The 15017-nt window shown below is 70.8% G+C and carries 14 protein-coding genes; 5 read left to right on the top strand and 9 right to left on the bottom strand.

The genetic code is table 11. The annotated features are described in order from the left end of the window. Positions 1 to 343: 343 nt before the first annotated feature. The 4 genes from ACGF3I_RS22905 to ACGF3I_RS22890 all read right to left on the bottom strand — a co-directional run bounded on the left by ACGF3I_RS22905 (position 344) and on the right by ACGF3I_RS22890 (position 5161). The gene (locus tag ACGF3I_RS22905) at positions 344 to 1966 is read right to left on the bottom strand and encodes an MFS transporter (RefSeq protein WP_393134806.1); all 1623 of its coding nucleotides are present in this window, start codon (positions 1964 to 1966) and stop codon (positions 344 to 346) included. A gap of 187 nt (positions 1967 to 2153) precedes the next feature. Beyond that, positions 2154 to 3854 (bottom strand): methylmalonyl-CoA mutase, encoded by a 1701-nt coding sequence (locus ACGF3I_RS22900; RefSeq protein WP_393134804.1) that lies wholly within the window; start codon positions 3852 to 3854, stop codon positions 2154 to 2156. A gap of 83 nt (positions 3855 to 3937) precedes the next feature. Beyond that, positions 3938 to 4276 (bottom strand): DUF3817 domain-containing protein, encoded by a 339-nt coding sequence (locus tag ACGF3I_RS22895; protein WP_189963748.1) that lies wholly within the window; start codon positions 4274 to 4276, stop codon positions 3938 to 3940. Positions 4277 to 4654: 378 nt separating this feature from the next. After that, positions 4655 to 5161 (bottom strand): MarR family winged helix-turn-helix transcriptional regulator, encoded by a 507-nt coding sequence (locus tag ACGF3I_RS22890; protein ID WP_393134802.1) that lies wholly within the window; start codon positions 5159 to 5161, stop codon positions 4655 to 4657. 200 nt (positions 5162 to 5361) lie between these two features. On the opposite strand from ACGF3I_RS22890, the gene ACGF3I_RS22885 reads away from it, so the two are divergent. Continuing rightward, positions 5362 to 6369, top strand: a complete 1008-nt coding sequence (locus tag ACGF3I_RS22885) for a glycoside hydrolase family 6 protein (protein WP_393134799.1) — start codon at positions 5362 to 5364, stop codon at positions 6367 to 6369. 6 nt (positions 6370 to 6375) lie between these two features. On the opposite strand, the gene ACGF3I_RS22880 is transcribed toward ACGF3I_RS22885, so the two are convergent. The 4 genes from ACGF3I_RS22880 to ACGF3I_RS22865 form a co-directional block, all read right to left on the bottom strand. After that, positions 6376 to 8331 (bottom strand): galactose oxidase-like domain-containing protein, encoded by a 1956-nt coding sequence (locus ACGF3I_RS22880; protein ID WP_393134797.1) that lies wholly within the window; start codon positions 8329 to 8331, stop codon positions 6376 to 6378. Positions 8332 to 8334: 3 nt separating this feature from the next. Next, a complete protein-coding gene (locus ACGF3I_RS22875; protein ID WP_393134979.1) occupies positions 8335 to 10101 on the bottom strand; it encodes a glycosyltransferase family 2 protein in 1767 nt (588 codons plus the stop codon). A 240-nt stretch (positions 10102 to 10341) separates the two neighbouring features. Continuing rightward, on the bottom strand, positions 10342 to 10638 hold the full coding sequence (locus tag ACGF3I_RS22870; protein WP_328309500.1) for an MTH1187 family thiamine-binding protein: 297 nt from the start codon (positions 10636 to 10638) through the stop codon (positions 10342 to 10344). Then, positions 10635 to 10979 (bottom strand): DUF3817 domain-containing protein, encoded by a 345-nt coding sequence (locus ACGF3I_RS22865; RefSeq protein ID WP_393134794.1) that lies wholly within the window; start codon positions 10977 to 10979, stop codon positions 10635 to 10637. Before ACGF3I_RS22865 ends, ACGF3I_RS22870 begins: the two co-directional genes overlap by 4 nt. 185 nt (positions 10980 to 11164) lie before the next feature. Here ACGF3I_RS22865 and ACGF3I_RS22860 point away from each other — a divergent pair, with 185 nt between their 5' ends. The 4 genes from ACGF3I_RS22860 (at position 11165) to ACGF3I_RS22845 (ending at position 13834) form a co-directional block, all read left to right on the top strand. Beyond that, the gene (locus ACGF3I_RS22860) at positions 11165 to 11797 is read left to right on the top strand and encodes an AIM24 family protein (RefSeq protein ID WP_393134977.1); all 633 of its coding nucleotides are present in this window, start codon (positions 11165 to 11167) and stop codon (positions 11795 to 11797) included. Further along, positions 11797 to 12447, top strand: a complete 651-nt coding sequence (locus ACGF3I_RS22855; RefSeq protein ID WP_393134792.1) for an AIM24 family protein — start codon at positions 11797 to 11799, stop codon at positions 12445 to 12447. Before ACGF3I_RS22860 ends, ACGF3I_RS22855 begins: the two co-directional genes overlap by 1 nt. Next, entirely contained in the window at positions 12444 to 13220 is a 777-nt protein-coding gene (locus ACGF3I_RS22850) for an AIM24 family protein (protein ID WP_393134790.1), read from the top strand. Before ACGF3I_RS22855 ends, ACGF3I_RS22850 begins: the two co-directional genes overlap by 4 nt. Positions 13221 to 13357: 137 nt before the next feature. Next, complete coding sequence (locus ACGF3I_RS22845) at positions 13358 to 13834, top strand: MarR family winged helix-turn-helix transcriptional regulator (protein ID WP_393134788.1); 477 nt, start codon at positions 13358 to 13360, stop codon at positions 13832 to 13834. Here ACGF3I_RS22845 and ACGF3I_RS22840 read toward each other — a convergent pair. After that, the gene (locus tag ACGF3I_RS22840; RefSeq protein ID WP_393134786.1) at positions 13740 to 14981 is read right to left on the bottom strand and encodes an MFS transporter; all 1242 of its coding nucleotides are present in this window, start codon (positions 14979 to 14981) and stop codon (positions 13740 to 13742) included. The genes ACGF3I_RS22845 and ACGF3I_RS22840 overlap by 95 nt on opposite strands. Between the last annotated feature and the right edge of the window lie 36 nt (positions 14982 to 15017).

Genomic DNA, 15017 nt, shown 5'->3' with positions numbered 1-15017 from the left:
GGGAACTGCGCGAGAAGCGACCACGGCCCGCACATGCCCCGGGGGTTAGGGGCGCGGGGAACTGCGCGAAACGAGCTGGGCCACACGTGCGGGCCCGCACCAGTCCCGCCCAGGGGCGCGAGGAACTGCGCGAGAAGCGACCACGGCCCGCACACGACCAGGGGGTTAGGGGCGCGGGGAACGGCGCAAACCCCGGGCCGGTCCGGTTCCGCCAGGGGCGCGGGGAACTGCGCGAGAAGCGACCACGGTCCGCACGCACCGCCGAACCAAGGGGCGCGAGGAACTGCGCGAAAGGCCTTCGCGGCCCGCACCCCGTGGCGGTGGCACCAAGTGCCGATGGGGGCTAGTGCGTCGGGATGGGGGGTGCGGGGGCCTCCATGGGGAGGGAGGTGGGTGGGGTCACCTTGCCTCCGGGGTGCCTCAGGGCGATGAGGAACGCTATGCCCAGGGCGATCGCCATGCCGTAGAACACCCACTGGTTCGCCTCGGCAAAGTCCATCCGCACACCCGACATCGCATCCCGCGCCGCCGTCGCCGCACTCCCCGTCCCGGACGGCACCCGCGCGTCCCCATTGCCCGTCACCGCCTCGGCGATGCTCTTGGCCACCCCCTTCGCCGAGTCCTGGGACAGCCCCTGCGAGGTGAGCGTGGAGACGACGTTCTCCGTCATGCGGTGGGTGAGCAGCGTGCCCAGGACCGCCAGGCCCACGCTCGCCGCGTAGTTGCGGATCGTCTGCGTGATGCCGGTGACCTCGCCGTACGACGCACCGATCGCCCGGTTGACCGCGTCCGTCGAGGCGGGCGCGAGGATGAAGCCGATGCCGGCGCCGGCCAGAGCGACGTACGGCCACTGGTCGTGCATCGACAGATGGGTCAACTTGCCCGCCCACAGGGCGAATCCGACCGCGCCCAGGATCGTGCCGATCTTCATGGGCAGCCGGGCGCCCTTGTTGTCCAGCATGCGGCCGCCCCACTGCGATGCGATGGCGAAGCCGGCGAAGAAGTACAGCAGGTACAGCGCCGCCTGGTTGGGCGAGGCGCTGAGCGAGACCTGGGCGTACACCGAGGCGAAGAAGAACACCGGCACGAAGGCCAGCATCGCGAAGAACAGCACCAGCGAGTCGACCGTGAAGGCCTTGTCGCGGAACACCGCCAGGTTGACGAGTGGCTGCCGCCTGCCCCGTTCGTAACGCCAGAACAGGACGAGCACCGCCAGGCCGCCCACGATGCAGGCCCAGGTCGCCGCGCTGTCCCAGCCCCAGTACGCGGACTGCTGGAAGCCCAGCACGCTCAGCCCCATGCCGACTGCGATGAGCACGGCGCCGACGCCGTCCAGCTTTTCGGCCCGTCGCACGTCCTTGACGTGGGCCATCACGGTCAGCACCAGAGCCACGACGGCCACCGGCACGTTCACCCAGAAGATCGCCCGCCAGGTCCAGCCCGTGAGCCAGCCGCCGAGCAGGGGGCCGACGGCGGTGAGCGCTCCGGACAGGCCGAAGAACAGCGCCAGCGCCCTGCCCCGCCGCTCCACCGGGAACACGGCCACCACCACGGCGAGGGCGGCGGGGAACAGCAGCGCCGCCCCGAAGCCCTGGGTGGCGCGGAAGATGATGAGCCAGCTCTGCGCGAAGTCCCCCTTGGGGACACAGCCGCAGAGCACGGAGGAGACGACGAACACGAGGGTGCCGATGATGACGATCCGGCGCGGCCCGAGGAGGTCGGCCAACCGCCCGCCGAGGGCGAAGAACGCCGCCAGCGACAGCAGATAGGCGTTCACCACCCACTGCATGCCCGAAGAGGACAGGCCCAGCTCGTCGACGATGTCGGGGGCGGCGATGGAGACGATCGTCTGGTCGATGAACGTCATCGCCACCGCGAACAGCATCGCAGCGAGGGCCAGTGTCTGATGCGGGGTCCTGGGCGCCGGTTCAGCGGCCGCGCCCTGAGCCGCAGGGGTGCCACTCATCTGTTCATTCTCGGACCGTTCGCCGAGCGCCGCATCCGTAGGACGGTGCCCCGCGAACAGTCCGAGACGCGTCGGAGCCCGCGCCCATCTGCCCCCCGCACTCACCGGCGGCCCCGCGCCGACGGGCCGCGCGCCGTCGTGTGCGCGCGGCCCGTCGGCAGAGGGTGGCCCGTCGGCAGAGGGTGGCTCAGAAGCCGGGGGGCTCGGTGTAGGTGCCCCACTCGTCGCGGAGCACTCCGCAGATCTCGCCGAGCGTCGCCTCCGCCCGTACCGCGTCCAGCATGGGGGCGATCATGTTCGACCCGTCGCGGGCCGCGGCCAGCATCGCGTCCAGGGCCTTGCGCACCGCCGCGTCGTCGCGCCGGTCCTTGCGGTCGGCCAGCACCCGTACCTGCTCGCGCTCCACCTCGTGGCTGACCCGCAGGATCTCCAGGTCGCCGGTGACCGAGCCGTGGGCGCAGTTGACGCCCACCACCCTCTTGTCGCCCTTCTCCAGGGACTGCTGGTAGCGGAAGGCCGACTCCGCGATCTCGCCGGTGAACCAGCCGTCCTCGATGCCGCGCAGGATGCCGGAGGTGATGGGGCCGATGGGGTGCCGGCCGTCGGGGTGCGCCCGGGTGCCGCGCTCCCTGATCTGGTCGAAGATCTTCTCCGCGTCCGCCTCGATGCGGTCGGTGAGCTGCTCGATGTACCAGGAACCGCCCAGCGGGTCCGCGACGTTGGCGACGCCGGTCTCCTCCATCAGCACCTGCTGGGTGCGCAGCGCGATCTCCGCGGCCTGCTCGGACGGCAGCGCGAGGGTCTCGTCCAGGGCGTTGGTGTGCAGCGAGTTGGTGCCGCCGAGCACCGCGGCGAGCGCCTCGACGGCGGTGCGCACCACGTTGTTGTACGGCTGCTGCGCGGTCAGCGACACCCCGGCGGTCTGGGTGTGGAAGCGCAGCCACTGCGCCTTGTCCGACCGCGCGCCGTACACCTCCTTCATCCAGCGGGCCCAAATGCGGCGCGCGGCACGGAACTTGGCGATCTCCTCGAAGAAGTCCACGTGCGCGTCGAAGAAGAAGGACAGGCCGGGGGCGAAGACGTCGACGTCCAGGCCGCGGCTGAGGCCCAGTTCGACGTAGCCGAACCCGTCGGCCAGGGTGTACGCCAGCTCCTGCGCGGCCGTCGCCCCCGCCTCGCGGATGTGGTAGCCGGAGACCGAGAGCGGCTTGTACGCGGGGATGCCCTGCGCGCAGTGCTCCATCAGGTCGCCGATCAGGCGCAGGTGCGGCTCGGGCTGGAAGAGCCACTCCTTCTGCGCGATGTACTCCTTGAAGATGTCCGTCTGGAGCGTGCCGTTGAGGACGCCCGGGTCGACGCCCTGGCGCTCGGCGGCCACCAGGTACATGCAGAACACGGGCACGGCGGGCCCGCTGATGGTCATGGACGTGGTGACGTCGCCGAGCGGGATGTCCTGGAAGAGGACCTCCATGTCGGCGGCCGAGTCGATGGCGACGCCGCAGTGGCCCACCTCGCCGAGCGAGCGGGGGTCGTCGGAGTCGCGGCCCATGAGCGTGGGCATGTCGAACGCGACGCTCAGTCCGCCGCCGCCGGCGGCCAGGATCATCTTGTAGCGCTCATTGGTCTGCTCGGCGTTGCCGAACCCGGCGAACTGCCGGATCGTCCACGTGCGCCCCCGGTAGCCGGTCGGGTACAGGCCGCGGGTGAAGGGGTACTCGCCCGGCCAGCCGATCCGCTCGAAACCCTCGTAGGTGTCGCCGGGCCTCGGCCCGTACGCCGGGTCGACCGGGTCCCCGGAGAGCGTGGTGAAGTCCGCGTCGCGCTTGCGGGCCTTGTCGTAACGGGCCTGCCAGCGACGGCGGCCCTCCTCGATCGCGTCAGCGTCCATGGCTCAAATTTACTTGGACGTCCTAGTAAATGTCGATGGCAGACCGCCACGCATTGCCCGCGTGGCGGTCGATCGCGCTCCGGTCAGGCCCGGGCGCCCGCGGGAACGCCGTCCGCGACCTTGGACTCCAGCTCCTTGGAGACCTTGCGCTCGACGAAGAAGGCGGCGGTGGGGATGGTGCCGGCGATCAGCACCCACAGCTGCTTGCCCACCGGCCACTTGGCCTTCGAGCCCAGGTCGAAGGCGAAGACGAGGTAGATCACGTACAGCCAGCCGTGGGCGATGCCGACGACCTTCGTGAAGTCCGCGGCGCCGTTCATGTCCAGGATGTACTTGGCGATCACCCCGAGGGTGAGGAGGACGAGCAGCACGCCTGTGACGTACGCCATCACCCGGTAGCGGGTCAGTACGCTCTTTTTCATGCGGTGAGCGTAACCGGACATGCGGGGCGATCTTCCCCCGGGGCGCCGCCCCGCCCCCCGGCGGGGGCTCGGCCCCTGCACCCCTGCTCGGGGGCTGCGCCCCCGAACCCCCCTTCACGCCTGAACGGCGCTCGTCCTCAAACGCCGGACGGGCTGAGGTGTCCCGATGCAGACCAGTACCGGTGCTGCTTAGGGGCGCGAGGAACTGCGCGAGAAGCGACCGCGGCCCGCACACGAAGGCGGATTTTGGGGGCGCGGGGAACTGCGCGAGAAGCGACCGCGGTCCGCGCACGACCGCGGAGCCAAGGGGCGCGGGGAACTGCGCAATAAGGGCACCCCCGGCTGGCCAGCGCCGTCAGGACACCCCGCCCCGCAGGGTCACTCCTCGAAGTCGTTCGCCGCGACTCTCAGGGGGCGCAGCATCGCGAAGATCTCGGCGCACTCCTCCGCGTCGTACGCACCGAGCCCGAACTCCATCGCCATCAGATCCCGGGTGGCCCCCTCCACCACCTCGCGCCCCTTGTCCGTGATGGACGCCAGCGTGCCGCGCCCGTCGTTCGGGTTGGGACGCTTGGCCACCAGGCCCGACTTCACGAGGCGGTCCACCGTGTTGGTGACGGAGGTCGGGTGGACCATCAGGCGCTCGCCGATCTTGGACATCGGCAGCTCCCCCGCCTTGGAGAAGGTGAGCAGCACCAGCGCCTCGTACCGCGCGAAGGTCAGCCCGTACGGCTTGACCACCGCGTCGACCTCGGCCAGCAGGATCTGGTGCGCCCGCATGATCGAGGTGATCGCCCCCATCGCGGGCACGGGTCCCCAGCGCTGCTGCCAGAGTTCGTCGGCTCGGGCGATGGGGTCGAAGGGAAGGCTGAGCGGCTTGGGCACCCGTTGACCTTACCGACTGGTCATATGGCGGTCAGCCCTGTCTCGGAGTTCGGTACCGCTGTGCCCGGCGCGCGCGGCGATCCGGGCCGTGCCGGTCGGCGGCCCGGGCGGCGGCCCGGCATGGCTTCCGTACGCGGGGTGACCGACATGTCACGCTTGTCCGGTCCTGTGCATACCCGCGCGACCCCCGAGGGGGCCGGATGTCCCGGTACCGAATCCTGCTCGCCGCCGTTCTGCTCGCCGCCGTCGCCGGATGCTCCGGAGGCGGGTCGCGGGGGGCCTCCGTGGTCCGTACCGGGACACAGGCCGAGGCCCCCGCCCCCGCGTCCGGATCGCCGTTCTGGGTCGATCCCCACAGCGACGCCGCCCGGCAGGTCGAGGTGTGGCGCGGGCAGGGCCGTACGGCCGACGCCCAGGCGCTGCGGCGGATCGCCGAGCAGCCGGTCGCGGTCTGGCCCTCCGGGGACGACCCGCGGCCCGGCATCCGCAAGGCCGTCGAGGGCGCCGCCAGGGAGCGGCGGACCGCGCTGTTCGTGGCGTACGACATCCCGCACCGCGACTGCGGCAAGTACTCGGCCGGGGGCGCTAACGGGATGGAGGGCTACCGCGCCTGGTACGGGATGTTCGCCGAGGCCGTCGCGGACGCGCCCGCCGTCGTCGTCCTGGAGCCCGACGCGGTGGCGCACATGGTCGACGGCTGTACGACGCCGGACCACCACGCGGAGCGCTACCAGCTGCTCAACGAGGCGGTCGAGCACCTCAAGAAGCTGCCCCGCACGAAGGTGTACCTCGACGCCGGCAACCCGTCCTGGATCCCCGACCCCGCCGGTCTCGTGGAGCCACTGCGGCGGGCCGGGGTCGACAAGGCGGACGGCTTCGCCCTGAACGTCTCCAACTTCCAGACGAACGACACGGTGCGGGCGTACGGGGCGAAGGTCTCCCAGGGCCTGGGCGGCAAGCACTTCGTGATGGACACCAGCCGCAACGGCGAGGGGCCGCTGCTCGGCGACCGCGACCAGGCCTGGTGCAATCCCCCGGGTCGCTCCCTGGGAACCCCGCCGTCGGTGAGCACCGGGGACCCGCTCGTCGACGCGTACCTGTGGATCAAGCGGCCCGGTGACTCGGACGGGCCCTGTCGCGGGGGCCCGTCCGCCGGCACCTGGTGGCCGGAGTACGCACTCGGTCTGGCCAAGCGCGCCCGGTTCTGAGGCCGCTCAGTCCACCCGGAGCCACTTCGCCTCGGACGGGGTGTTCTCGCCGTCGGCGACGAAGAGCATGTACCAGCCGGGCGGGACCAGGGCGCGGTCCCCCGGCACGGTGACGGTGACCGAGTTCTTGTCCTTGGTCAGGCCCAGCTCGATCGAGCGCTGCTCCACGTCGGTGGTGTGGGTGACCGCGCTCGGCCGCATCAGACGGGCCTTGACGACGCGTTCGGGGTGGTCGGTCTTGAAGGTCGCCCGGCCGTCGGCGGCCGCGGCCTCGGGGCCGTCGCCGAGCGCGGGACGCTTGTCCTTGTCGCGGTAGAGGTAGGGCGGGGTGTAGACCTCCATGCGCTGCTCGAACTTGCCGAGCTTGGTGTTGTCCTTGTCGCCGAAGAGCGAGTCGGAGCCGAAGGTGGCGACCCGGCCGTCGGGCAGCAGCAGCGCCTCGGAGTGGTAGTTGCGGCCGACGGTGGGGTCGGCGGCCTCGCGGAAGGCGTTGGCCTTGGGGTCGTAGAACTGGGCCTTCAGGATGTTCGAGCCGCCCCGGCCCCGGTAGTCGGACGAGCCGCCGCTGGTGAAGACGGAGTCGTCGGGCAGGATCACGCTGTTCAAGTAGCGCGTGCCCTGCGGCAGTTCGGGTCCGCTCTGGAAGGCCGGGCTGTTCTTCTTCAGGTCCACCACCGCGGTGCGCGGCGTGGCCTTCTTGGACTCGCCGACCCCGCCGCCGCCGAGCAGCATGAACCGCTGGTCCTGGGCGGGCGGCAGCAGGAGCGAACTGGCCGTCTCCAGCTGGTCGGTGGCGCTGAGCCCGCCGATCTTGGTGAAGGTGTTCTTCTCGACGTCCCACAGGCCCGGCTCACGGCCCTTGTCGGCGGGCCCGTACCCGCCGTTGGCGCCCGAGTAGAAGAGCTTGCCGCTCTTGGTCAGGAACAGCGAGGGGTAGGTCGGGAAATAGTGGGTGGGGCCCTTGGACCACTTCTTGGTCTTCGGGTCGTAGATCTCGTTGTCGCCCTGGAGGATGGCGCCGACGTCGTCGAGCCCGGAGACGGCGAGCACCCGGCCGTCCTTGAGCGTGGTCAGCGTGGGGTACCAGCGGGCCTCCTTCATGGGGGCCACCGGGACGTACTTCTCGGCCTTGGGGTCGAACTCGTAGGCGGCCCTGATTCCCTGGAAGTCCTGCTTGTCCAGGGTGATCTTCTCGGCGAGCCCGTACACGTTGTCGGCGTCCTTGCCGGTGAGGCCCTCGACCTCGTACTGGGCCTGGTCGGTGGCGACCGACTGGCGGCCCTCGGAGACCGCCTCGACGAAGACCCGCGCCTCGGCCGCCGTGGTCTTGGTCTTCCAGGGCTTCATCTGCCCCGTGGCGTAGTACGAGATCTCGAACTCGCGCTTGGCGCGCGGCACCGTGACGTCGAACTTGGAGACGTACTCGACCCCGGAGGGCGAACGGAACCTGGTGCCCTTCTTGAGGGTGACGTCCTTGTCGGGGCTCTCGTTCTTGACCCGCATGCCGCCGCCGGCCCGCTTCACCTCGCCGTCGAGGACCTCGTAGCGCGCGGTGCCGCCGGCCACCAGGAGCTTGCCGTCCGGGAGTTGGGCGTGGCCGCCGCAGAAGAAGTCCTCGGGGGTGGGGATCTTCTTGAAGGTGTTGTCCTTCGGGTTCCACAGCACGGTGTCGAAGGTGCCCGCGTCGAAGTGGTCCTGCTTGTTGCCGGACCCGGCGATGATCAGGACCTTGCCGGTGTGGAGCAGCGCCGCGTGGATCGCGTTGGTGCGGTACTCCTTGGGGATGTCGACGCCGTGCCAGGCGCCGTAGCGCGCCATGTACTCGGGCTGGGCGATCTCGTAGGCGTGGTACTGCTCGGTGGCGAAGGACAGGGCGGCGGGGGCGTTGAGCCCGGCGAGGACCACGACGGCGCCGCCGCCGAACAGGGTCTTCTTCGTCCGCTTCGAGGGCCGGTAGGCCATGGCTCAGTTCCCTCCTGTCGTCGTGGCGATGGCGGGTTCCGCCTCGCCCGTGGCCTTGGGCGCCCGCCCGGTGGCCTTGGCGGTGCCGCGGGCGGCGGCCCGTTCGCGGACGGTGGTGCCGGCCCAGATGGCGGCCGGGGCCAGCGCGATGCACAGCGCGAGCACCGCCCAGGTGCGCATCGCGGCGTGGGTGTGGCCGTAGTGCACGGAGGCGCCGAGCGACGCGGCGAGCACGGCCGCCCAGAACAGGTGGATGCGGAAGGTCCACAGCCGGTCCGGGCTGGTCCGGCCGCCCTTGGGGGTGACGACGAAGCGGCCGCGGGTGCGCAGCACGGCCGAGCCGAGCGACTTGAGGTAGATGGGCGCCGAGAGCGCGGACATGCCCATCCCGGCCAGGCCGCCCGAGCCCTCGGGTTCGTGGGGCGAGACGTTGTGCCGCCGGTTCCACAGGTAGAGGCCGATCTGGAGCGCGGCGGCGTCGCTGTAGAGCATCAGCCAGACCGAGGCGGTGACCTCGGTCCCGGAGGCGCCGAACCAGAGGAAGAGCACGCAACTCACGATGCCCAGAAGCCAGTTGACGGCCGTCATCGGGTAGTAGACGAGCATCAGGGTGTATGAGAGCAGTCGTCCCGGCGGCATCGTGAACGGCGCCTTCCAGTACTGCTTGACGAGCGTCTCGTAGGTGCCGCGCGACCAGCGCATCTGCTGGGTGAAGAAGTCGGTCCAGGAGGCGGGGCCCTCGCCGACGGCCAGCACGTCCGGGGTGTACACGGAGCGCCAGTGCCTGCCGGTCCTGGGGTTGCGGTGCCGGTGCAGTTCGAAGCCGGTGGCCATGTCCTCGGTGATCGAGTCGTACAGGCCGCCGATCTGCCGCAGCGCCGCCAGCCGCACCACGTTGTTGGTGCCGACGAACATGGGTGCGCGGTAGCGGTTGCCGGCCCGCTGGATCAGCGCGTGGAAGAGGAACTGCTGGGACTCGGCGGCCTTGGTGACGGGCGAGTCGTAGTTCCCGTACACCTGCGGCCCGACGACGAAGGCGACGTCCGGGTCGCGGAAGTAACCCATCATCCGCTCCAGGAAGTTGGGGAGCGGGGCGTGGTCGGTGTCCACGGAGGCGAAGAAGTCGTAGCCGCCGCCGTGCATCGCGATCCAGGCGTTGTAGTTGCCGTGCTTGGTGCGGGCCTTGTGGGCGCCCTTCTTGCGGTTCCACTCCGGGACGCCCTTGCGCGTGAAGTGCCGCACGCCCAGTTCGGCGCAGAGCGCGCGGGCCTGTTCGTCGTCGCCCTCGTCCAGGAGCCAGATGTCCAGGGGGCCGGTGTGGGTGAGCCGGACGGCCGCCTCCAGGGTGCCCCGCACCATGGATATGGGTTCCTTGCCGGGCACGTACGTGGTGAGGAAGGCGACCCGGGTGCCCTCTTCGGGGGTGACCGGGACGGGGTCGCGGGCCACCATCGTGGCGTGGGCGACGGAGGCGACGTTGGCGACCATGAAGAGCTCGATCAGGCCGATCGAGACCAGCATCGCGATGTCGAGGTCCACCAGCCAGCGGTCGCCGCCCTCGCGCTCGACCCAGTGGGTGGGCCAGACCAGGTAGACGAGCAGCAGGCCGGTGAGTACGGGCGCCAGGGTCATCAGGAGGACGGCGCGTATGCGGTGCGGCTCCTGGGAGAGCAGGCTGCGGTACTGCACCCGGTAGGGCGCGGGGCCCGGCTCGGTGAGCGGTCCGGCCAGCCGGCTGTGGGTGTCGTAGTCGTAGCCCTCCGGGCGCACGGTGCCCTCCAGCGGATCGTCGAGCAGGGGCAAACTGGGTTGATATCCCCACAAAAGTGGAGAATGCCCGGCGTGTCGACTGGAGTACTCCGAGTGAGCGGTTCTACGGTGGACGGCGTTTTCGTCCGGCCGCGCCGCGCAACGGACGGCCCGGGACGCGCATCGGACGGCCCGGGACGCGCGAGAGCCCCCGGCCGGGGCGGGCCGGGGGCTCTGGGCGGTGCCTGACGGAAGCGGCCGCTATTCGGCGGCCAGGTGGCGCTCGACCGTCTCGACCTTGGAGGTCAGGCCGTCGGTGACACCGGGGCGGATGTCCGCCTTCAGAACGAGCGAGACGCGGTGGGAGCGGGCCTCGACGGCGGCGACGGCCCGCTTGACGACGTCCATGACCTCGTCCCACTCGCCCTCGATCGACGTGAACATGGCGTCCGTGCGGTTGGGCAGACCCGACTCGCGGACCACCCGCACCGCGTCGGCGACGTACTCCCCCACGTCCTCGCCGACACCGAGCGGGCTGACCGAGAAGGCGACGATCATGCGTTGACCACGCCTTCCTTGCGGGCGCGGGTCGCGATCACCGCGTCGTCCAGCTCGCGGCGGATCTTGCGCTCGGCGAAGAAGCCGCCGAAGGGCAGCACGGCGAGCACGAAGTAGAGCAGGCCGGTCTTCAGGGACCACTTGGTGCGGTTCCAGGCGTCCAGCCAGAACAGCACGTACAGCGTGAACAGGACGCCGTGGACCATGCCCATCACCATGACCCCGTCGAACGAGGTGGTGCGCTTGAGCACGGAGCACACCAGCAGGATCGGGAACGAGATGGCCTCGGGGAGCGAGATCAGTCGGAGGCGGTGCAGGGCGGAGGCTGTTTTGAGGTCCACGGGTGGGGCACCTTCGCTGGGAGGGAGCGGGCTGCGGTGATCGTCTGGCGGCGACCGTTCGGCGGCTGGCGGCCACCGTCCGGCGGCGATCTTTTGTGAACGCGTGCACAAACGTTCCCCATTCTGACATCGCCCCCTTGCCCCTGTCGGGGCGGGTCCCGGCCCGCTAACGTCGGGCCGTGGCAATGTTCCGACTCCAGGGCAGCAAGGTGCTCGCCGTCGACATGACAGGCGATGCCGTGAAAGCGAAGAACGGCTCGATGGTCGCCTACGACGGCCAGATGGCGTTCAAGAAGATGTCCGGCGGCGGTGAGGGCCTGCGCGGCATGGTGACCCGCCGGCTGACCGGCGAGCAGATGACCGTGATGGAGGTGAAGGGGCACGGCACGTGCTACTTCGCCGACCGCGCGAGCGAGATCAACCTCGTGAGCCTGAGCGGCGACAAGCTCTTCGTCGAGGCGAGCAATCTGCTCGCCACCGACGCGGGCCTGCGCACGGGCACCACGTTCACCGGGCTGCGCGGCGCGAGCCAGGGCAACGGCCTGTTCACCACGACGATCGAGGGCCACGGCCAGGCCGCGATCATGTCGGACGGGCCGGCGGTGGTGCTGCGGGTCAGCGCCCAGTACCCGCTGTCGGTCGACCCGGGCGCCTACATCGCGCACCAGGGCAACCTCCAGCAGCACTTCCAGTCCGGGGTGACCTTCCGCACGTTCATCGGCGAGGGTTCCGGCGAGGCCTTCCAGATCCGGTTCGAGGGCGAGGGCCTGGTGTACGTGCAGCCGAGCGAGCGCAACACGATCGGCGGGGACGTCTGATGCCGTTCCGCGAGATCAACTCCAAGATGGTCGAAGCCACCGTGGTCCCCGGCCAGAAGATGTACAGCCAGCGCGGCGCGATGCTCGCGTACAAGGGCGAGGTGTCCTTCACGCCCAACATCCAGGGCGGCCAGGGCGGCGTGATGTCGATGATCGGCCGCCGGGTGGCCAACGAGGCGACACCGCTCATGACGGTCGACGGCAGCGGGACCGTGCTCTTCGGCCACGGCGGCCACCACATCCAGGTCATCAACCTCCAGGGCGACACCCTGTACGTCGAGGCCGACCGGCTGCTCGCCTTCGACGGCACCCTCCAGCAGGGCACCATGTTCCTGGGCTCGCAGGGCGGGGTCATGGGCATGGTGCGCGGCCAGGTGACCGGGCAGGGCCTGTTCACCACCACCCTCAAGGGCCACGGCGCGGTCGCGGTGATGGCGCACGGCGGCGTGATCGAGCTGCCGATCACCCCGCAGCGCCCGGTGCACGTCGACCCGCAGGCCTATGTCGCCCACCACGGCGACGTCCGCAACAAGCTCTCGACCGCGCTCGGCTGGCGCGACATGGTGGGCCGGGGCTCCGGCGAGGCCTTCCAGCTCGAACTGTCCGGCCAGGGTGCGGTGTACGTGCAGGCCTCGGAGGAGAAGCTGTGACCGCCCCGGTGATCTTCGATCCGCACTCGCTGCCGACCGACGACAACGTCAACAAGTACACGTTCTGCGTGGAGCTCAAGTCGAGCCAGTGGTTCCTGCAGAAGGGCAAGATGATCGCCTACTACGGGCGCATCGAGTTCAACGGCATCGGGCACGGCCGGCTCGACCGGCTGCTGCGCACCAGCTTCCACTCGCCGCTGCACGCGGCGGACTGGGTGGTGGCGGACGGCAGCGGCAAGATGCTGCTCGCGGACCGCGCCTTCGACGTGAACAGCTACGACCTGGACGACGGCAACCTGACGATCCGCTCCGGCAACCTGCTCGCGTACCAGCCCACGCTGGCCCTGAAGCAGTCCATCGTGCCGGGCTTCCTGACGCTGATCGGCACGGGGAAGTTCGTGGCGGCCTCCAACGGGCCGGTCGTCTTCATGGAACCGCCGATCCGGGTGGACCCGCAGGCGCTGGTCGGCTGGGCGGACTGCCCCTCGCCCTGCCACCACTACGACCACGGCTACATGACGGGCGTCCTGGGCGGAATCCGGTCACTGACCGGCCTCGGCGGTACGTCCGGCGAGGAGCACCAGTTCGAGTTCGTGGGGGCGGGTACGGTTCTGCTCCAGTCCACCGAGGTTCTGATGCAGGAGCAGGCGACCGGGCAGGTCGCGAGCGAGCCGGGGGTGCCCGGCGGCGGCCAGGGCGGGCCCGGCCAGGCGGGCGCGGTACCGCGCCTTCCCGGCCAGCTGGGGGACCTGCAGCGTCGCTTCGGCCTGTGAGCGGTAGTCTGCGGAGTGTGACGTCGAACGCCTGAGCCCCTCGGGGCGGCGGGCGCGCGGGGCGCGTTCACCTCGCGTGCGGGGCGTCACACACCCCAACTTGGTTCAGAATTCAACTTCTTAGGTAGAATCCACATATGGAGACCGAGACGGCCACGAACTGGCTGAGCGACGACGAGCAGTGCGCCTGGCGCACCTACCTGGACGTCAACAGGATGCTGACCTACCAGATGGAGAAGGACCTCCAGCCGTTCGGCCTGACCAACAACGACTACGAGATCCTGGTGAACCTCTCGGAGTCGGCGGACACCCGGATGCGGATGAGCGACCTCGCGGCCGCCACCCTCCAGTCCAAGAGCCGGCTCTCGCACCAGATCACCCGCATGGAGAACGCGGGCCTGGTGCGGCGCGAGAACTGCGAGTCCGACCGGCGCGGCCTGTTCGCCGTCCTGACCGAGCAGGGCGCGGCGACCATGGAGAAGGTCGCCCCGCACCACGTGGCCTCCGTACGCCGCCACTTCATCGACCTGCTGTCGAGCGAGGCGCTGGCCGATCTGCGCGAGTCGCTCGGACCGGTCGCCGACCACCTGCGCGGACACCGCGGGAAGATCTGACGGCGAGGGCGGAGCACAGCGCGGGTACGCCCGCCAGCACGAAGCACCACGCGAGCGGCAGCCGTCCGACGAGCATCCCCACCCCTGCCGAGGCGCCCGAACACCCGGCGTTCACCGCGGTGTTGACCCAGGCCCCGGCCCGGGTGCGGGCTCCGGGCGCGGCGAGTTCATCGGCGTACAGATAGGCCGTGGTGAGCGCCGGGGCGACGAAGAGACCGGCCAGGGCCAGGCTTCCGGCGAGCGCGAGCGGCCCGGGCGCGCATCCCGCAAGGGCGAGCGCCCCGGCGAGGCCGACCGCGAACAGGGCGAGCCGTCCGGCGGCCGGGCGGCGCCAGTGCACGGCTCCGTTGACCAGGCCCCCCACCGCGCTGCCCACCGAGAGCGCGGCCAGCAGCCAGGGCGCGGCCGACGCCCGGCCGTGCTCGTCGGCGAACGCCAGGACCAGGAGTTCGAGGGCGCCGAGCCCGAGGCCCACGCCGGCCGCCACCAGGGCGGGCCGCCAGGGAGCCCGCACCCCGCCGCGCGGAGCCTCGGCGCGGCCGGCCGCGGGTTTGGTCGCGCGCACCGCGGGTGAGGCGATCAGGGCGAGCGTGCCCGCGATCACCAGCCCGGCACCGACCAGCACGCCGACGGCGGGATGGCAGAACTGGACGAGCACCCCGATCACCAGCGGGCCGCTCACGAAGAGGAGTTCCTCGCAGACGCCGTCCAGGCTGTAGGCGCGCTCCAGCATCCGCCGGTCGGCGAGGAGCTCGCTCCACAGGGCGCGCATGGTGGGCCCGAGCGGCGGGACGCAGGCTCCCGCGGCGACGCCGAGGGTGCCGAGGAGCACCGCACCGGACGAGCCGAGCAGACAGGCCGCGGCGAGCGCGCCGAGCAGCGCCCCGTGCAGGGCGGCCATCGGCGCGAGGGCCCGGCGCGGACCGTACCGGTCCACGAGGGCGGCGCGGGCAGGTGACAGCAGCACCCCGCCGATGCCGAACAGGGCCATCACGGTGCCTGCCACCGGGTACGAGCCGGAGCCCTGCTGGACGGCGAGGACGAGGGCGAGCGGGACGGTCGCGTAGGAGAGGCGCCCGAGAAGGGCCGAGCCGAAGGCGCGGGCGGCGTGCGGGGTGCGCAGGACGGCTGCGTACGACGAAGACATGGGGGTGTTCCTTGACGGCTGCGCGCGGAAGGGGTC

The sequence above is a fragment of the Streptomyces sp. NPDC048111 genome (genome assembly GCF_043202815.1).
Lineage (GTDB): Bacteria > Actinomycetota > Actinomycetes > Streptomycetales > Streptomycetaceae > Streptomyces.
Note: the sequence above shows the minus strand (reverse complement) of the source record. Positions and strands in the feature narration are given on the sequence as shown.